Origin of the sequence: Pseudomonas sp. KK18 (assembly GCF_037094675.1) — a bacterium.
In the GTDB taxonomy this organism is placed as follows: domain Bacteria; phylum Pseudomonadota; class Gammaproteobacteria; order Pseudomonadales; family Pseudomonadaceae; genus Aquipseudomonas.
This window is the reverse complement of record NZ_CP146605.1, coordinates 5,764,079-5,782,060: the sequence shown is the minus strand read 5'-3', so window position 1 is coordinate 5,782,060 and position 17,982 is coordinate 5,764,079. Positions and strand designations below refer to the sequence as shown.

At 59.2% G+C, this 17,982-nt stretch carries 21 protein-coding genes and 1 tRNA gene; 18 read left to right on the top strand and 4 right to left on the bottom strand.

The annotated features are described in order from the left end of the window. The first annotated feature begins 237 nt into the window (after positions 1-237). The 18 genes from V6607_RS26220 to V6607_RS26135 all read left to right on the top strand — a co-directional run bounded on the left by V6607_RS26220 (position 238) and on the right by V6607_RS26135 (position 14,126). Positions 238-711 carry a Dps family protein gene (locus V6607_RS26220; protein WP_003209800.1) on the top strand — a complete coding sequence of 158 codons (474 nt, stop codon included), beginning with the start codon at positions 238-240 and terminating at the stop codon, positions 709-711. 209 nt (positions 712-920) lie between these two features. After that, positions 921-1,274 carry a ribbon-helix-helix domain-containing protein gene (locus V6607_RS26215; RefSeq protein ID WP_043225921.1) on the top strand — a complete coding sequence of 118 codons (354 nt, stop codon included), beginning with the start codon at positions 921-923 and terminating at the stop codon, positions 1,272-1,274. Positions 1,275-1,492: 218 nt separating this feature from the next. Then, entirely contained in the window at positions 1,493-1,714 is a 222-nt protein-coding gene (locus V6607_RS26210; RefSeq protein WP_003209804.1) for a zinc ribbon domain-containing protein, read from the top strand. A 108-nt stretch (positions 1,715-1,822) separates the two neighbouring features. Then, a complete protein-coding gene (gene aspS / locus V6607_RS26205) occupies positions 1,823-3,598 on the top strand; it encodes an aspartate--tRNA ligase (protein WP_003209808.1) in 1,776 nt (591 codons plus the stop codon). Between the two features lie 151 nt (positions 3,599-3,749). Further along, positions 3,750-4,496, top strand: coding sequence for a YebC/PmpR family DNA-binding transcriptional regulator (locus tag V6607_RS26200; protein ID WP_003209810.1), 747 nt, complete (start codon positions 3,750-3,752; stop codon positions 4,494-4,496). Between the two features lie 155 nt (positions 4,497-4,651). Beyond that, on the top strand, positions 4,652-5,176 hold the full coding sequence (gene ruvC, locus V6607_RS26195; RefSeq protein WP_003209812.1) for a crossover junction endodeoxyribonuclease RuvC: 525 nt from the start codon (positions 4,652-4,654) through the stop codon (positions 5,174-5,176). A 115-nt stretch (positions 5,177-5,291) separates the two neighbouring features. Further along, the gene (ruvA, locus tag V6607_RS26190; RefSeq protein WP_003209814.1) at positions 5,292-5,903 is read left to right on the top strand and encodes a Holliday junction branch migration protein RuvA; all 612 of its coding nucleotides are present in this window, start codon (positions 5,292-5,294) and stop codon (positions 5,901-5,903) included. After that, positions 5,904-6,962, top strand: a complete 1,059-nt coding sequence (gene ruvB, locus V6607_RS26185; protein ID WP_003209815.1) for a Holliday junction branch migration DNA helicase RuvB — start codon at positions 5,904-5,906, stop codon at positions 6,960-6,962. It abuts the gene before it with no gap. 138 nt (positions 6,963-7,100) lie between these two features. Continuing rightward, positions 7,101-7,556, top strand: a complete 456-nt coding sequence (ybgC, locus tag V6607_RS26180) for a tol-pal system-associated acyl-CoA thioesterase (RefSeq protein WP_008432379.1) — start codon at positions 7,101-7,103, stop codon at positions 7,554-7,556. Position 7,557: 1 nt separating this feature from the next. After that, on the top strand, positions 7,558-8,253 hold the full coding sequence (tolQ, locus tag V6607_RS26175) for a protein TolQ (RefSeq protein WP_003209819.1): 696 nt from the start codon (positions 7,558-7,560) through the stop codon (positions 8,251-8,253). A 23-nt stretch (positions 8,254-8,276) separates the two neighbouring features. Next, positions 8,277-8,729 (top strand): protein TolR, encoded by a 453-nt coding sequence (gene tolR / locus V6607_RS26170; protein ID WP_161635741.1) that lies wholly within the window; start codon positions 8,277-8,279, stop codon positions 8,727-8,729. Next, positions 8,729-9,802 (top strand): cell envelope integrity protein TolA, encoded by a 1,074-nt coding sequence (tolA, locus tag V6607_RS26165; RefSeq protein ID WP_003209823.1) that lies wholly within the window; start codon positions 8,729-8,731, stop codon positions 9,800-9,802. Before tolR ends, tolA begins: the two co-directional genes overlap by 1 nt. A 17-nt stretch (positions 9,803-9,819) precedes the next feature. Next, positions 9,820-11,100 carry a Tol-Pal system beta propeller repeat protein TolB gene (gene tolB, locus V6607_RS26160; RefSeq protein ID WP_032868196.1) on the top strand — a complete coding sequence of 427 codons (1,281 nt, stop codon included), beginning with the start codon at positions 9,820-9,822 and terminating at the stop codon, positions 11,098-11,100. A 55-nt stretch (positions 11,101-11,155) separates the two neighbouring features. Continuing rightward, positions 11,156-11,656: a peptidoglycan-associated lipoprotein Pal gene (gene pal, locus V6607_RS26155; RefSeq protein WP_003209827.1), complete on the top strand. Its 501-nt coding sequence runs from the start codon at positions 11,156-11,158 to the stop codon at positions 11,654-11,656. Positions 11,657-11,662: 6 nt separating this feature from the next. Further along, complete coding sequence (ybgF, locus tag V6607_RS26150) at positions 11,663-12,496, top strand: tol-pal system protein YbgF (RefSeq protein WP_023659229.1); 834 nt, start codon at positions 11,663-11,665, stop codon at positions 12,494-12,496. Positions 12,497-12,660: 164 nt separating this feature from the next. Continuing rightward, positions 12,661-13,308, top strand: a complete 648-nt coding sequence (gene queE, locus V6607_RS26145) for a 7-carboxy-7-deazaguanine synthase QueE (protein ID WP_087692898.1) — start codon at positions 12,661-12,663, stop codon at positions 13,306-13,308. Position 13,309: 1 nt separating this feature from the next. After that, positions 13,310-13,987, top strand: a complete 678-nt coding sequence (gene queC / locus V6607_RS26140; protein WP_134327231.1) for a 7-cyano-7-deazaguanine synthase QueC — start codon at positions 13,310-13,312, stop codon at positions 13,985-13,987. A gap of 63 nt (positions 13,988-14,050) precedes the next feature. After that, a tRNA-Lys gene (locus V6607_RS26135) sits at positions 14,051-14,126 on the top strand. Positions 14,127-14,244: 118 nt separating this feature from the next. On the opposite strand, the gene pstB is transcribed toward V6607_RS26135, so the two are convergent. The 4 genes from pstB to pstS all read right to left on the bottom strand — a co-directional run bounded on the left by pstB (position 14,245) and on the right by pstS (position 17,971). Beyond that, a complete protein-coding gene (pstB, locus tag V6607_RS26130) occupies positions 14,245-15,024 on the bottom strand; it encodes a phosphate ABC transporter ATP-binding protein PstB (RefSeq protein ID WP_003209835.1) in 780 nt (259 codons plus the stop codon). After that, entirely contained in the window at positions 15,024-15,896 is an 873-nt protein-coding gene (pstA, locus tag V6607_RS26125; protein ID WP_003209837.1) for a phosphate ABC transporter permease PstA, read from the bottom strand. Before pstA ends, pstB begins: the two co-directional genes overlap by 1 nt. Beyond that, positions 15,893-16,888 (bottom strand): phosphate ABC transporter permease subunit PstC, encoded by a 996-nt coding sequence (gene pstC / locus V6607_RS26120; RefSeq protein WP_087692899.1) that lies wholly within the window; start codon positions 16,886-16,888, stop codon positions 15,893-15,895. Before pstC ends, pstA begins: the two co-directional genes overlap by 4 nt. A gap of 66 nt (positions 16,889-16,954) precedes the next feature. Beyond that, a complete protein-coding gene (gene pstS / locus V6607_RS26115) occupies positions 16,955-17,971 on the bottom strand; it encodes a phosphate ABC transporter substrate-binding protein PstS (protein WP_003209841.1) in 1,017 nt (338 codons plus the stop codon). Positions 17,972-17,982 lie beyond the last annotated feature (11 nt).

Sequence of the window (17,982 nt, the reverse complement as noted above, 5' to 3'; positions counted from 1 at the left end):
TACAAGGGGCACGGCATTTCTGCGTCAAACACTTGTCCTAGACAGGTGCAGGCTTTTTCGCAGGTGCTGGGTAATTTTTCCGGTAGCTGTTGAAGCCTTGCCTGTCGGGCAAGCCCGCTCTGCAAGGGGCGATTTGCCGCACCTCGAAAGGGTCAGCCAGGCTGCGCACGGCCGGCACTCTTGCTAGAGTGGTCCTGCACCTGATCAATGAATTTTTATCAATTGAAGGGGAAACACATGGCAATCGATATTGGTATCAGTGAAGAAGACCGTAAATCAATCGTTGATGGACTTTCGCGACTGCTTTCCGATACCTATGTACTTTACCTGAAGACCCACAACTTCCATTGGAACGTAACGGGGCCCATGTTTCGTACACTGCACTTGATGTTTGAAGAGCAGTACAACGAACTGGCGCTGGCGGTGGATTCAATCGCAGAGCGTATTCGTGCCCTGGGCTTTCCCGCACCGGGTGCCTACTCGGTGTATGCGCGACTTTCTTCGATCAAGGAAGAAGAGGGTGTGCCGAGCGCTGAAGACATGATCAAGCAACTGGTCGAAGGCCAGGAAGCGGTGACTCGCACAGCCCGGGGGATCTTCCCGTTGTTGGATAAAGTCAGTGATGAACCGACGGCGGACTTGCTGACCCAGCGTATGCAAGTGCATGAAAAGACCGCATGGATGTTGCGTTCCCTGCTCGAAAACAAATAACACCGGTGGCGGGAGGGCGTCGAGCTGACGCCCCTCGCATGCCTGCTTCCCGGCGATTTCCGTGATTCCGCGAGCTTCCTGATACGCGCGTTGGCTTGTCCTACGGTGATCGGCTCCCTGTCTTCTGGCTGCACTTGTCGTCTTGATGTTTTATAGCTCAACGGCCAACGAGAACATGAGTGGCCGTCAGGCAATGGAGTGTCAAGTGTATGTCACGCGGAGCAGGTAATGGAGTTATGGAAACGTGCGGATTGCACAAGATAAAGGTAGATCCCTTTGCCAAGGGGTTCGATATGAACTTGGCCAGGCCATTGTCCCGATCGGTTCGGCTTAATGGTTTTTCGACGTGTTTGCGGCTCGAAGAGGTGTATTGGAATATCCTCGCGGAGATCGCCAGGATCAATACGTGTTCGGTCAGTGCGCTGCTGTCTTACGTAGACCGGGAAGTGCACTTGCGTTATGGCGGTGTAAAGAACTTCAGCGGTCTGGTCAGGGTGGTTTGCGTGGTGCATGTATTGAAAGGGCGGCTTGTCGCGCCCAGTGTCCAGCCGGACCCTGCATGAACCTTGTGCCGGGCGCCCGTCCCGGGATTGCCCCGGGTCGGGCGCCTGGCAGAAGCCTGCTGCAGTCATCTATATAAAGAGCAGCGCGCCGCTACGGCTGCACAGCCTCGATTTACCAGATATAATCCCGGGCTTTGCTGCGCATGCCGGGACTTTCCCACAGGATAGAGCCAGGGCAGGGCGTGGCGCAGTAATGATCTGATCGCCGAGACATCTCCATGCCCATGTACGACTATCAATGCGCTTCCTGTGGTCATCAGTTGGAAGCCATTCAAAAGATCAGCGCAGCGCCGCTGGTCGATTGCCCTGCCTGCCAGGCACCGGAGCTCAAGAAGATGTTGTCCATGCCGGGCTTTCGCCTGAGTGGCAACGGTTGGTACGAGACCGACTTCAAGACCGGTTCGAAGAAGAATCTGGCCGGCGGCGACAAAGCAGACTGAGTTGAACTCTACGCGCAGGCTCCTGCATTATCCGTCACCTGACTTAGCTGTACGGTGATGAGGCGGGCCTCCACCGAATTTCGAATTACGAGAAGCGAAACCACTATCATGATGCGCAGCCACTATTGCGGCCAACTGAACGAGACCCTGGAAGGTCAGGAAATCACCCTTTGCGGATGGGTTCACCGTCGCCGCGACCACGGCGGGGTGATCTTCCTCGATATCCGTGATCGTGATGGTCTGGCCCAGGTGGTGTTCGATCCGGACCGCGCCGAGAGCTTCGCCGCCGCCGATCGCGTGCGCAGCGAGTACGTCGTGAAGATCACCGGCAAGGTTCGCCTGCGTCCGGCCGGTGCCACCAACGCCAACATGGCGTCGGGCATGATCGAAGTGCTGGGTTACGAACTGGAAGTGCTGAACGAGTCGGAAACTCCGCCGTTCCCGCTGAACGAGTTCTCTGACGTTGGCGAAGAAACCCGCCTGCGTTATCGCTTCCTGGACCTGCGTCGCCCGGAAATGGCCGAGAAGCTGCGCCTGCGTTCGCGCATGACCACCAGCATCCGTCGCTTCCTCGACGAGAACGGCTTCCTCGACGTCGAGACGCCGATCCTGACCCGTGCTACCCCGGAAGGCGCCCGCGACTACCTGGTGCCGAGCCGTACCCACGCCGGTTCCTTCTTCGCCTTGCCGCAATCGCCACAGCTGTTCAAGCAACTGCTGATGGTCGCCGGCTTCGACCGTTACTACCAGATCGCCAAGTGCTTCCGTGACGAAGACCTGCGGGCCGACCGCCAGCCGGAATTCACCCAGATCGACATCGAGACCAGTTTCCTCGATGAAAAAGAGATCATGGGCATCACCGAGCAGATGATCCGCAACCTGTTCAAGGAAGTGCTGAACCTGGAGTTCGGCGAATTCCCGCACATGACCTTCGAAGAAGCCATGCGCCGTTACGGTTCCGACAAGCCAGACCTGCGTAACCCGCTGGAACTGGTTGACGTTGAAGACCAACTGAAAGATGTCGACTTCAAGGTGTTCAGCGGCCCGGCCAACGACCCGAAATGCCGTATCGCCGCACTGCGCGTGCCTGGCGCTGCGAGCATGCCGCGCAAGCAGATCGACGACTACACCAAGTTCGTCGGCATCTACGGTGCCAAGGGCCTGGCGTACATCAAGGTCAACGAGCGCGCCAAGGGCGTTGAAGGCCTGCAGTCGCCAATCGTCAAGAACATCCCTGAAGCCAACCTCAATGTGATCCTGGATCGTGTTGGCGCAGTTGACGGCGACATCGTGTTCTTCGGTGCCGACAAGTCGAAGATCGTCAGCGAAGCGCTGGGTGCACTGCGGATCAAGGTCGGCAACGACCTGAACCTGCTGACCTGCCAGTGGGCGCCGATGTGGGTTGTCGACTTCCCGATGTTCGAAGAAAACGACGACGGCAGCTTCAGCGCACTGCACCACCCGTTCACCGCGCCGAAGTGCACGCCGCAAGAGCTGGAAGCCAACCCGGCTGGCGCTCTGTCCCGTGCCTACGACATGGTGCTCAACGGCACCGAGCTGGGTGGCGGTTCGATCCGTATCCACCGCAAGGAAATGCAGCAATCGGTCTTCCGCCTGCTGGGCATCAACGAAGATGAGCAGCAAGAGAAGTTCGGCTTCCTGCTCGACGCCCTGAAATACGGCGCGCCACCCCATGGCGGCCTGGCCTTCGGCCTGGACCGTCTGGTGATGCTGATGACCGGTGCCCAGTCGATCCGTGAAGTGATTGCCTTCCCGAAAACCCAAAGTGCTGCCGACGTCATGACGCAAGCGCCGGGTGTGGTGGATGCCAAGGCACTGCGCGAGCTGCATATCCGTCTGCGCGAGACACCAAAGGCTGAGTAAGGCCGCAGCGTGAAAGCGCGATAAGGTTTTACATTGTCAGCTAAGGGCGCATCTTCGGATGCGCCTTTGCGTTACAAGGGCTGCACGTTAAAGAGGGAAGTCCCGCCTGGGGCGGGATCGACAGGTTTCTACAGAATTTCGGAGTTGTGTTATGGCTGGCCATTCCAAGTGGGCGAACATCAAGCACCGCAAAGAGCGTCAGGATGCCAAGAAAGGCAAGATCTTCACCAAGTGGATTCGCGAGCTGACCGTTGCCGCGCGCCAGGGTGGCGGTGACCCGGGTTCCAACCCGCGCCTGCGCCTGGCCCTGGACAAAGCCCTCGGCGCCAACATGAGCCGCGACATCATCGACCGCGCCGTCGCCCGTGGTGCCGGTGCGGCCGATACCGACGACATGGTCGAGTTGAGCTACGAAGGCTACGGCCCGGGTGGCGTGGCGGTGATGGTCGAGTGCATGACCGACAACCGCAACCGTACCGCGGCTGCCGTGCGCCATGCGTTCAGCAAATGTGGCGGCAACCTCGGCACTGACGGTTCGGTGGCCTACCTGTTTGAGCGCAAGGGGCAGATTTCCTTCGCGCCGGGCGTGGATGAAGATGCGCTGATTGAGGCGGCAATGGAGGCCGATGCCGACGACGTGGTGACCAACGAAGACGGTTCCATCGACGTGTTCACCTCGTTCGCGGGCTTCTATTCGGTGCGTAACGCCCTGGAAGCGGCTGGTTTCAAAGGCACCGACGCGGAAATCGTGATGCTGCCGACCACCAGCGCCGAGCTGGACCTGGACGGGGCGCAGAAGGTACTCAAGATGCTCGACATGCTTGAAGACCTGGATGACGTGCAGAACGTCTATTCCAATGCCGATATTCCGGAATCGGTGGCTGAACAGCTAGGCTGAAGGATGATGCAGATCTAATGTGGGAGCGGGCTTGCTCGCGAAGGCGGCGTGTCAGTCAGTCAATACGGTGACTGATACACCGCCTTCGCGAGCAAGCCCGCTCCCACATTTTGATCTTGGCTATATCAAGAATTTTTTATCCAACTGCAGGCGTTATGACTCTAATCCTAGGTATCGACCCCGGTTCGCGAATCACCGGCTTTGGCGTGGTCCAACAGACCCCGCGAGGCTGCGTGTACGTGGCGTCGGGCTGTATCCGTACCGGCGCCGGCGAGTTGGCCGAGCGCTTGCAGATCGTGTATCGCGGCGTGCGTGAAGTGATCCAGACCTATGGGCCAGTGACCATGGGCATCGAAAAAGTGTTCATGGCGAAAAACGCCGACTCCGCCCTGAAGCTCGGCCAGGCCCGCGGTGCGGCCATTGTGGCCGGAGCCGAGGAGGGCATGGAGATCGCTGAATACACCGCGACCCAGGTCAAGCAAGCCGTGGTCGGTACCGGTGCTGCCAATAAAGAGCAGGTGATGATGATGGTCATGCACATGCTCAAACTCACCGCCAAACCGCAAATCGATGCCTCCGACGCCCTGGCCATTGCCATTTGCCATGCCCATACCCGTTCCAGCCTGATGCCCCATGGCTTGGGGACCGCACGCAGTCGTGGCGGCCGGCTGCGTCTCTGATAGCATCAGCGCATTCATTCTGCGTGGGGTGCATGAACGGCCTGTGCTGTCGGCCGGCATGCCCGCGTTATTACCGGCCAGGCCTTGATTTGAGCCGATTCTTAAGGATTCGAACGTGATTGGACGCTTGCGCGGCACCCTGGCTGAGAAACAGCCACCGCACCTGATTCTGGATGTAAACGGGCTGGGTTATGAGCTTGAAGTGCCCATGACCACCCTCTACCGCTTACCGTCGGTCGGTGAACCGCTGACCCTGCACACTCACCTGGTGGTGCGCGAAGACGCGCAATTGCTCTATGGGTTCGTTGGCAAGCGTGACCGGGATTTTTTCCGTGAGCTGATCCGCCTCAACGGCGTGGGGCCGAAGCTGGCGCTGGCGCTGATGTCGAGCCTGGAAGTGGATGAATTGGTGCGCTGTGTGTCGGCCCAGGACACGTCCGCGCTGACCAAGGTACCGGGCGTTGGCAAGAAAACCGCCGAGCGCCTGCTGGTGGAGCTCAAAGACCGCTTCAAGGCCTGGGAGGTTGTGCCGAGCATGTTTGCCCTGGTGCCCAACCAGCCTGATGCGCCGGGTGTGCCGGTGGCCAGCGCTGAAAGCGATGCGGTCAGCGCGCTGATCTCCCTGGGCTACAAGCCGCAAGAGGCGAGCAAGGCCGTGTCAGCCATCAAGGACAAGAACCTGAGCAGCGAAGACATGATCCGCCGCGCCCTGAAGGGAATGATTTAAGTGATTGAAGCTGATCGTCTGATCGCGGCCACCGGGCCTCGTGATCGTGAAGAAATCCAGGACCGGGCGATTCGCCCCCTGAGCCTTGCCGAATACATCGGCCAGCCCACCGTGCGCGAGCAGATGGAGCTGTTCATCCAGGCCGCGCGCGGGCGCAGCGAGTCCCTGGACCACACGTTGATCTTCGGCCCGCCCGGGCTCGGCAAGACCACCCTGGCTAACATCATCGCCCAGGAAATGGGCGTGTCGATCAAGTCCACCTCCGGCCCCGTGCTGGAGCGCCCGGGCGACCTGGCGGCGCTGCTGACCAACCTGGAGCCCCACGACGTACTGTTTATCGACGAGATCCACCGGCTTTCGCCCATCGTCGAGGAAGTACTGTACCCGGCCATGGAAGACTTCCAGCTGGACATCATGATCGGTGAAGGCCCGGCGGCGCGCTCGATCAAGCTCGACCTGCCACCGTTCACGCTGGTGGGTGCGACCACCCGTGCGGGCATGCTGACCAACCCGCTGCGAGACCGTTTCGGGATTGTTCAACGTCTAGAGTTCTATAGCACGGCGGATCTGGCCACCATCGTCAGCCGTTCGGCGAGCATCCTGGGCTTGCCCCTGGACCCGGAAGGCGCCTTTGAAATCGCCCGCCGCGCCCGTGGTACCCCGCGGATTGCCAACCGTCTGCTGCGCCGGGTGCGCGACTTTGCCGAAGTGCGGGCCAAGGGGCATATCACCAAGCCCGTGGCAGACCTGGCGCTGAACCTGCTGGATGTGGATGAGCATGGCTTTGATCACCAGGACCGGCGCCTGCTGTTGACCATGATCGAGAAGTTCGACGGCGGCCCGGTGGGCGTGGACAGCCTCGCCGCCGCCATCAGCGAAGAGCGGCATACGATTGAGGATGTACTGGAGCCGTATCTGATTCAGCAGGGCTACATCATGCGCACGCCAAGGGGGCGTGTGGTCACCCGGCATGCGTATCTGCACTTTGGGTTAAACATTCCGTCACGATTGGGCGAGATGCCCGTAGTAGACGAATTCCTCGATGCAGTAGACGATTAAAAACGCTTGGCGATTCGATTTATTCGGAGTTTGTGCTGTCCTAGTGGCTGGCGTCGTCATTCTTTCGTTAGAAATGTGCCACAGAATGAAAAACAGTTGCCTGGCCGGATTGGCAACCTGAGGAGTAAGCACTAGAGTATGCGCGCGCAAAACGGGGATCAGTCGTTCGCACATCGCTGTCGCGTTTATTACGAGGACACCGATGCTGGCGGCATCGTTTATTACGTCAATTACCTAAAGTTCATGGAGCGGGCTCGAACCGAGCGGCTACGGGAGCTGGGCTTTGCCCAATCCCAGCTGGCAGGGGAGGACCTGTTGTTTGTCGTGCATTCCAGCGAGGCGCGTTACCACGCGCCGGCGCGACTGGACGACGAGCTGCTGGTCAGCGCAGAAATAACCGAATTGAACCGTGCCAGCCTGCGCTTTAAACAGCAGGTCAGGCGGGCTACGGATGCAACGCTGCTCTGTGAGGGGCAGTTCCTGGTGGCCTGTGTTCGCACCAATAGTTTGAAACCCCGGGCCATTCCCGAAACTCTACGCGCGGCCTTTGCCGGCGTGAGCGGCGCGGGTAAACATTCAGAGCAGGAGATTTAGCGTGGAACCTACCGTCGTCGACCATTCCTCCATGTGGAGCCTGGTCAGCAATGCCAGTGTCGTGGTTCAACTGGTGATGCTGGTCCTGGTAGCCGCATCGGTTACCTCTTGGGTCATGATTTTTCAGCGCAGCAACCTGCTGCGTGCTGGTCGACGTGCCCTGGAGAGCTTCGAAGAGCGCTTCTGGTCGGGTATCGACCTGTCCAAGCTGTACCGCCAGGCGGGCAGCAACCCGGACCCGGATTCGGGCGTCGAGCAGATCTTCCGCGCCGGCTTCAAGGAATTCTCCCGTCTGCGCCAGCAGCCAGGCGTTGACCCGGAAGCGGTCATGGAAGGCGTGGCCCGTGCCATGCGCGTCGCCATCTCCCGGGAAGAAGAAAAGCTTGAGCAAAGCCTGCCGTTCCTCGCCACCGTCGGTTCCGTCAGCCCGTATATCGGCCTGTTCGGTACCGTATGGGGGATCATGAACTCCTTCCGCGGCCTGGCCCAGGCCCAGCAAGCGACCCTGGCCACCGTGGCCCCGGGTATCGCCGAAGCGCTGATCGCCACCGCCATCGGTCTGTTCGCAGCTATTCCCGCAGTAATCGCCTACAACCGTTTTGCCGCTCGTGGCGAAACCTTGATCAGCCGTTACTACACCTTCGCCGATGAATTCCAGGCGATCCTGCACCGTAAAGTGCACACCAGCGAAGAATAAGCAGGTAATTCCCAATGGCTTTAATCGCTCGAGCTCGCAAAAAGCGCAAGCCGGTCGCCGAGATGAACGTAGTGCCTTACATCGACGTGATGCTGGTGCTGCTGGTTATCTTCATGGTGACCGCGCCGATGCTCAATCAGGGCGTGAAGGTTGATCTGCCCAAGGTTTCCAGCGAAGCCTTGCCGCAGGACAACAACACCCAGGTCCTGACCATTTCGATCAAGGCTGACAAGACCTATTACTGGAACCTTGGCAGCGAAGTCGACACTCAGAAACAGCAGGACAAGGCCATGACCTTGCCGCAGATGACTGATGCCGTGACCAAAATCATTCGCGCCGGCAACGAAGGTGGCAAGCACACCCAGGTGTTCATTCGCGGCGACAAGGTCGTCGACTACGGCTCCGTCATGGGCGCCATGGGCGGGCTGCAGAAGGCCGGGGTCGGTAATGTTGGCTTGATTACCGAGGCGCCCTGATGCACCAACAGCGAGAGCCGTCCGCCTCGGAAAGCTACTTCTGGCCTAGCGTCTGGGCAATTGCCCTGCACGTCCTGGTGTTTGGCATGCTGTTCGTCAGCTTTGCCATGACCCCGGACCTGCCGCCAGCCAAGCCGATCGTGCAGGCGACCCTGTATCAGCTGAAATCGAAAAGCCAGGCCACCACCCAGACCAATCAGAAGATTGCGGGTGAGGCCCAGAAGTCGGCTGCGCGCCAGACTGAAGTCGAGCAGATGGAACAGAAGAAGGTCGAGCAGGAAGCGGTGAAGGCTGCTGCGGAACAAAAGAAAGAAGAGGCGGCTCAAAAGGCCGAGGAATCGAAAAAGGCTGACGAGGCGAAGAAAGCTGCAGAGGCGCAAAAGGCTGATGAAGCCAAGAAAGCCGATAAAGCTGCCGAAGCCAAGAAGGCTGAAGAGAAACAATTGGCTGATATAGCCAAGAAGAAATCTGAAGAAGAAGCCAAGAAGGCTGCCGAAGAAGAGGCCAAGAAAAAGGCCGCTGAAGACGCGAAGAAAAAGATAGTCGAAGACGCGAAGAAGAAAGCCGCGGACGACGCCAAGAAGAAAGCTGAAGCTGACGAGGCGAAGAAGAAGATCGCCGACGATGCGAAGAAGAAAGCTGCCGCCGATGCCTCCAAGAAAAAGGCCCAGGAAGCAGCGCGTAAATCGACCGAAGACAAAAAGGCCCAGGCCTTGGCCGATTTGCTTTCCGACACGCCGCAGCGCCAGCAAGCCTTGGCCGATGAACGTGGTGATGAAGTCGCGGGCAGTTTCGACGACCTGATTCGTTCACGGGCAGCGGAAGGGTGGACCCGTCCTCCTTCGGCACGTAAAGGCATGACAGTAGTGCTGCAGATCGGCATGTTGCCGGACGGTACGGTGACTTCGGTCAGCGTGGCCAAGTCCAGTGGCGACGGTTCGTTCGACAGTTCGGCGGTAGCAGCGGTCAAGAACATTGGCCGGTTGACCGAGATGCAGGGAATGAAACCAAGCGACTTCGCTCCCTACCGTTCATTCAAGATGACATTCACACCTGAGGATCTAGCCTTGTGAGAAACCTTCTTCGAGGAATGCTTGTCGTTATTTGCTGCATGGCAGGGATAGCGGCGGCGGATGAAAAGAACATCCTGGTCACCAGCGGTAGCGATCGGGCCACCCCGATCGCCGTTGTGCCGTTTGGCTGGCAGGGCGGCAGCGTGCTGCCGGACGACATGTCGCAGATCATCAGCGATGACCTGCGCAACTCCGGCTACTACGCACCGATCGACAAAGGCAACATGATCAGCCAGCCGACCCAGGCCAGCGAAGTCATCTTCCGTGACTGGAAAGCGCTGAACGCCCAGTACCTGATGGTGGGCAGCATCACGCCCGCCGGCGGTCGCCTGCAGATCCAGTACACCCTGTTCAACGTCGCGACCGAGCAGCAAGTGCTGACCGGCAGCGTGTCGGGCACCACGGATCAGCTGCGGGACATGGCGCACTACATCTCCGACCAGTCGTTTGAAAAACTGACCGGGATCAAGGGTGCCTTCTCCACGCGCTTGCTCTATGTAACGGCCGAGCGTTTTTCGGTAGACAACACTCGTTACACTTTGCAGCGTTCCGACTATGACGGCGCGCGTGCAGTGACGTTGCTGCAATCCCGTGAGCCGATCCTGTCGCCGCGTTTCGCGCCAGATGGCAAGCGTATCGCCTACGTGTCCTTTGAACAGAAGCGTCCACGGATCTTCGTCCAGCACATCGATACCGGTCGCCGTGAGCAGATCACCAACTTCGAAGGCCTGAATGGCGCGCCAGCCTGGTCGCCGGATGGTTCACGCCTGGCATTCGTGCTGTCCAAAGATGGCAACCCGGACATCTACGTGATGAACATGGCTTCGCGCCAACTGAGCCGTGTTACCAGCGGCCCGGGCATCAACACCGAACCGTTCTGGGGCAAGGATGGCTCGACCATCTACTTCACCTCCGACCGTGGCGGCAAGCCGCAAGTCTACAAAACCAGCGTCAACGGCGGCGGCGCCGAACGAGTGACCTTTATTGGTAACTACAACGCTGCACCTAAGCTTTCGGCTGATGAAAAGACGTTGGTGATGATTCACCGTCAGGATGGTTTCACTAATTTCCGGGTTGCGGCCCAGGATTTGCAGCGTGGAACCGTAAAAATCCTTACAGATACCAACCTTGATGAGTCAGCTACTGTTGCGCCCAACGGCACCATGGTAATCTACGCCACCCGCCAGCAGGGCCGGGGAGTCTTGATGCTCGTGTCCATTAATGGACGCGTAAGGCTCCCGCTTCCTACCGCTCAAGGCGAAGTCAGAGAACCGTCCTGGTCCCCTTACCTGAACTGACGCGGCGCTACAAAAAGAAGTACTTAACACACTGGGGTTCATTAGGAGTTTCACGATGGAAATGCTGAAGTTTGGTAAGTTTGCTGCTCTGGCTCTGGCTCTGTCCGTAGCCGTTGGTTGCTCGTCTAAAGGCGGCGACAATGCCGGTGAAGGCGCAGCTGTTGATCCAAACGCTGGTTACGGCGCTAACACTGGTGCAGTTGACGGCTCCCTGAGCGAAGAAGCTGCTCTGCGCGCTATCACCACTTTCTACTTCGAATACGACAGTTCGGACCTGAAACCAGAAGCCATGCGCGCTCTGGACGTTCACGCGAAGGACCTGAAAGCTAACGGCGCTCGCGTTGTTCTGGAAGGTAACACCGACGAACGTGGTACTCGTGAGTACAACATGGCACTGGGCGAGCGTCGTGCGAAAGCCGTTCAGCGCTACCTGGTTCTGCAAGGTGTTGCTCCAGGCCAACTGGAACTGGTTTCCTACGGTAAAGAGCGTCCAGTTGCTACTGGCCACGACGAGCAGTCCTGGGCTCAAAACCGTCGCGTCGAACTGCGTAAGTAATTCGTCATGCGAACGTGCCGTCGTGCTCTAACTGTATTGGCTCTCAGCCTGGCACCGCTTGCGGTGTGGGCTGCGGTTCCTGTGGAAGATAGCAACTCTGGCTATAACAATAGCGGGAGCAGTTATCCGCCAGCGGGTTATGGCACGAACGGCGCCTATGCCGGGGGCGCGGCAACTGCCGCGCCTTCGGCACAGGGCGAACTGTTCAACCAGCTGCAACGCATGCAGGATCAATTGTCGCAGCAACAAGGCACGATTGAGGTTCTGCAGAATCAAGTGAACCAGCTGAAGCAAGAAGGCCTGGAGCGTTACCAGGATCTTGATCGACGCATTGGAGCCGGCGTTACACCAGCCGCTACTCCTGATAATTCTTCTGCCGGTGGCGCCGCAAGCGCCGCCGGTGGTGCAGCAGCAGGGGCCGCGGCTGCCAGCCAAGCCCCTGCCGCCAGCAGCGAACCGGGTGATCCGGCGAAGGAAAAGCTGTATTACGATGCAGCCTTCGACCTGATCAAAGCCAAGGATTTCGATAAGGCCAGCCAGGCTTTTACCGCATTCCTGCGCAAATACCCGAACAGCCAGTACGCGGGCAACGCCCAGTACTGGTTGGGTGAGGTGAACCTGGCCAAGGGTGATCTGCAGGGCGCAGGCCAGGCATTTGCCAAGGTCAGCCAGCTGTACCCCAAGCACGCCAAGGTGCCGGATTCGCTGTACAAACTGGCTGACGTAGAACGCCGCCTGGGTCATACCGACAAGGTCAAAGGCATTCTGCAGCAGGTGGTGGCCCAATATCCGGGTACCTCTGCGGCCCAGTTGGCTCAGCGGGATCTGCAACGCATGTAAGCGTCGCAACCCGTTCAGAAGAAACCCGCGCCCTGCGCGGGTTTTTTCGTTAGAATCCACGCCCTTTTATGAAACACGCTTCCTGGGGTTTACGCGTTGGCGCAATTCCTCGAAGTGCCTGACGGAGGCGGACAGCCTGTTTAGCTGTTACGCCCGTGGCGACTATGCAAGACACATTACGTATCACCGAAGTTTTTTACTCGTTGCAGGGTGAAACGCGCACTGCCGGGCTGCCCACTGTATTTGTGCGCCTCACCGGTTGCCCGCTGCGTTGCCAGTACTGCGACAGCGCCTACGCCTTCAGCGGCGGCACCGTGCGCACCCTTGAAGACATCCTTGAGCAGGTGGCCGGTTACCGGCCGCGTTATGTCTGCGTCACGGGTGGCGAGCCACTGGCACAGCCCAATGCCATTCCCTTGCTCAGGCAGTTGTGCGATGCCGGCTACGAGGTGTCCCTGGAAACCAGCGGCGCCCTCGATATCTCTGCAGTCGACCCTCGGGTCAGCCGAGTCGTCGACCTCAAGACCCCAGGCTCCAAGGAAGTGCACCGCAACCGCTACGAGAACATCGAGCTGCTGACGGCCAACGACCAGGTCAAGTTCGTCATCTGTTCCCGTGAAGACTACGACTGGGCGACCTCCAAGCTGATCCAGTATGGCCTGGACCGCCGCGCCGGCGAAGTGCTGTTTTCCCCCAGCCATCATGACCTGAATGCTCGCGACCTGGCCGACTGGGTTGTTGCAGACAACCTTCCGGTGCGTCTGCAACTGCAGCTGCACAAGTACCTGTGGAACGACGAGCCGGGGCGCTGAGATGACTGATCAAAAACGTGCGGTGATCCTGCTGTCCGGCGGCCTCGACTCTGCGACAGTGGTCGCCATGGCCCGTGCAGAAGGCTATAGCTGCTACACCATGAGCTTCGACTACGGCCAGCGTCACCGTGCCGAACTGAACGCTGCCGCCCGTGTCGCCCGACACCTGGGCGCGGTGGAGCACAAGGTGATCGGCCTGAATCTCGACGGCATGGGTGGCTCGGCGCTGACCGACAGCTCCATCGACGTGCCGCAAGGCCCCAGCGAAGGCATTCCGGTGACCTACGTGCCGGCACGCAACACGGTCTTCCTGTCCCTGGCCCTCGGCTGGGCCGAGGTGCTCAATGCCCGCGACATCTTCATCGGCGTCAACGCCCTGGACTACGCCGGATACCCGGACTGCCGCCCCGAGTACATCGAGTCGTTCGAGCGCATGGCCAACCTGGCGACCAAGGCCGGTGTAGAAGGGCAGGGCTTTCGCATCCTGGCGCCACTGCAGAACCGCAGCAAGGCCGATATCGTGAAGGCAGGCGTAGGACTTGGCGTCGATTACTCGCTGACTGTTTCCTGCTATCAGGCAGACACTGATGGTCGCGCTTGTGGGAAATGCGACAGCTGCAGACTGCGTGCAGAGGGCTTCCAAGCGGCCGGAATTACTGACCCAACGCGTTATTTCTGATTTATTTTAAATAAGGTGTTGAATAATCCTTAGAAATCAGTATTATACGCGCCACCACACAGCGGGTCGTTAGCTCAGTTGGTAGAGCAGTTGGCTTTTAACCAATTGGTCGTAGGTTCGAATCCCACACGACCCACCATTTTTGGCGGTTTAGAAAATCCGGAAGGCCCACGCAAGTGAGGATTTCCGGGTTTTTTTTTGCCCAGTAAAAAGCCGATCACTCTCGCGACAGAGAGTGATCGGCTTTTTTGTTAAAGCTAGCCAAACCGCCCGGTGATGTAGTCCTCGGTCTGTTTCATCTTCGGCTTGGTGAAGATCTCATCCGTATTGCCATGCTCAATCAGTTCGCCCATGAACATGAACGCCGTGCTGTCCGACACCCGGGCGGCCTGCTGCATGTTGTGGGTCACGATGATCACCGTGTATTGCTCTTTCAGCTCGGTGATCAACTGCTCGATGCGCCCGGTGGAAATCGGGTCGAGCGCCGAGGTCGGTTCATCCAGCAGCAATACCTGTGGGCGCAGCGCAATGGTGCGGGCGATGCACAGGCGTTGCTGCTGCCCGCCTGAGAGACTCTGGGCGCTCTGCTTGAGTTTGTCTTTCACCTCATCCCACAGCGCGCCGCCGCGCAAGGCTTGCTCGACTCGATCATCCATTTCCCGGCGCGACAGCTTTTCGTGGTGGCGCACGGCATAGGCGATGTTGTCGTAGATCGACATCGGGAACGGTACCGGCTTCTGGAAGACCATTCCGACGTGGCTGCGCAGGCGGTTCATCGAATAGCCGGGGGCGAGGATGTTTTCGCCATTGAGCAGCACTTCACCGCGGGCTTCCTGCTTCGGGTACATCGAGTAGATACGGTTGAACACGCGCAGCAAGGTCGACTTGCCGCAGCCCGATGGGCCGATGATCGCGGTGATGCGTTTTTCCGGAATGTCGATGTCGATGGATTTCAGCGAACGCTGGTTGTTGTAGAAAAACTCCAACCCACGGACACGGATTTTGGTTTTTTCAGGATCAAGGCGGGTCGATTGCATCAGTGGGACCTATTGCGCAAAAGAATCAGGCGAGACAGCAAGCTCAGCACCAGCACGAACATCGTCAGTACCAAGGCGCCTGCCCATGCGAGGGAGTGCCAGTCATCGAAGGGGCTCATGGCGTACTGGAAAATAACCACCGGCACGCTGGCAATCGGCTTGAGCAGGTTGCTGCTCCAGAACTGGTTGCCGAAGGCGGTGAACAGCAGCGGCGCGGTTTCCCCGGTAATCCGCGCCAGCGCCAGCAGGATGCCGGTCACCACGCCGGCCTTGGCCGCTCTCAACACGATCTGCAACGTCAGTTTCCACTGGGGTACGCCCAGGGCCAGGGCCGCCTCGCGCATGGTGGAAGGTTGCAGTTGGAGCATCTCGTCGGTCGTGCGCACCACCACCGGAATCACCAGCAAGGCCAGCGCCAGGGCACCGGCAATGGCGGAGAAACCTACCTGGTGATTGGTCAGCAGGTTCAGCGGCAGGATCACCCCGGTGTAGATGAACAGGCCCAGCACGATCGACGGCGCGGACAGCAGGATGTCGTTGATGAAACGCACCGTGGTACCCAGGCGCGAGTGCCGTGCGAATTCCGCCAGCCAGATACCGGCCATCAGTCCGATGGGCGTGCCAATCAGCAGCGCAATCCCGGACATCAGGGCGCTGCCATAAAACGCGTTGGCCAGGCCGCCGTCTGTTCCGGGTGGCGGCGTCATCTCGGTAAACAGGCGCAGGTTGAGCGCCTGAAAGCCGTTGATGATGGTGGTCAGCAGAATCCACGCCAGCCACAGCAGGCCAAAGACTGTCGCGCCACAACTGAGCAGCATGGCCACCCGGTTCTTCAAGGCACGCTTGCGGTACAGGCGTTCGTTGCTGCTCATAGGCCCTCCTTGCGGGACAGGCGCATGAGCATCAGCCGCGCCAGTGCCAGCACCACGAATGTCACGATAAACAGCAGGAAGCCCAGGGCGATCAGCGCCGAACGATGCAGGTCGGTGTACGCCTCGCTGAACTCGTTGGCGATGACGGACGCGATGGAACTGCTGGGCATCAGCAACGAGGCGGAGAACTGTTGCGCGTTGCCCAGCACGAAGGTCACGGCCATGGTTTCACCCAGGGCGCGACCGAGGCCGAGAAAGATCCCGCCGACCACTGCCGAACGGGTGTAGGGCAGGACGATGTCCCACACCACTTCCCAGGTAGTACTGCCCAGTGCGTAGGCCGACTCCTTCAATTGAGTCGGCACACTGCGGAAAACCTCATGCATCACCGACGTGATGAACGGCGTGATCATGATCGCCAGCACGATGCCGGCGGTCAGCATCCCGATGCCCAGCGGTGGCCCCTGGAACAGCGATCCAATAAACGGAAGCGCACCCAGGTAATCGTTGATCCAGGGTGACAAGTGTTCAGCCATAAAGGGCCCGAAAACAAACAGGCCCCACATGCCATAGATAATCGAGGGAATGCCCGCGAGCAATTCAACGGCGGAGGCGACCGGCATTCTCAGCCAGGGCGGCGCCACTTCGGTGAGGAAAATCGCGATGCCGAAACTCACCGGCACCGCAATCAGCAACGCCAGCAACGAGGTGACCAAGGTGCCGTAGATCGGTACCAGGGCGCCAAAGTGGTTGTTGACCGCATCCCACTCGGTGCTGGTGATGAAACCGAAACCGAAGGTCTTGAAGGCCAGGCCACCGCCCCACAGGGTGGAGGCGGCGATGCTTGCCAAGAGCAGCAGCACCAGCATCGCGGCCCCGAACATCGAGCGTTTGAACCACAGATCGTGGCGCTGATCGCGAGCGGCGCGGCTATCACCCGACACGTCGCTTGCGTGAGTAGTCATAACCAGGGATTGCACGGTGTCGTTCATATCAGAAGTGCTCACCCGCCTCCATCAAGCATGCACATGCTTGAGGAAGGGGGCTATAGAGGCGGATCAGTGGGCGAAGTCAGACTTCCAGTAACCTTCGATCCGGGTCACGAGGGAATCGGGCAACGCTACGTAGTCCAATGCCGCAGCCTGCTGCTGACCTTTCTCCAACGACCATTTGAAGAAGTTGAAAGCGGCCTGGCTTTGCTCGGCGTTTTTTGCCTGCTTGTACATGATGATCCAGGTGGTCGCCGTGATCGGCCACGCGTTCTCGCCCGGTGCGTTGGTCATGATCAGGTTGAAGTCATGGGCGTTGGCCCAATCGGCAGTATCAGCCGCTGCCTGGAAGGCCTTGGCGTTGGGCTCGACGAATTTGCCGGACGCGTTCTTCAGTGAGGCGTAGGTCATCTTGTTTTGCAGGGCGTAGGCGTATTCAACAAAGCCGATGGAGTTCTTGATCTGCTTCACGTAGGCCGAAACACCTTCGTTACCCTTGCCGCCCACACCGACCGGCCACGGCACGGTGGTGCCGAAACCGATTTTGGTTTTCCAGCCATCACTGACCTTGGAGAGGTAGTTGGTGAAGTTGTACGAGGTGCCCGAGCCGTCCGAGCGGTGGACCACGGTGATATTCGCGCCCGGCAGTTTCAAGCCGGGGTTGAGGGCGGCAATCGCCGGGTCGTTCCAGGCCTTGATGTCACCGAGGAAGATCTTCGCCAGCACATCACCATCGAGTTTCAGCTGGCCAGCTGCAACGCCCTCGACGTTCATCACCGGCACGATGCCGCCAATCACGCTTGGGAATTGGCCGAGGCCGCCGGCCTTCAGTTCATCCGCCGACAGCGGCGCGTCGGACGCACCGAAGTCCACGGTAGCCGCCTTGATCTGGGCGATACCACCACCGGAGCCGATGGACTGGTAGTTGATCCGGTCACTGGAGCTTTTGCTGTATTCCTGGGACCACTTGGACAGCACCGGGTAGACGAAACTGGAGCCTGCGCCCGTGACGTCAGTGGCGTGAGCGACACCACTCAGGCACAGGGCAGTGAACAACACTGACAGACTCTTTTTGGTCAGCAACATCACGACGACAC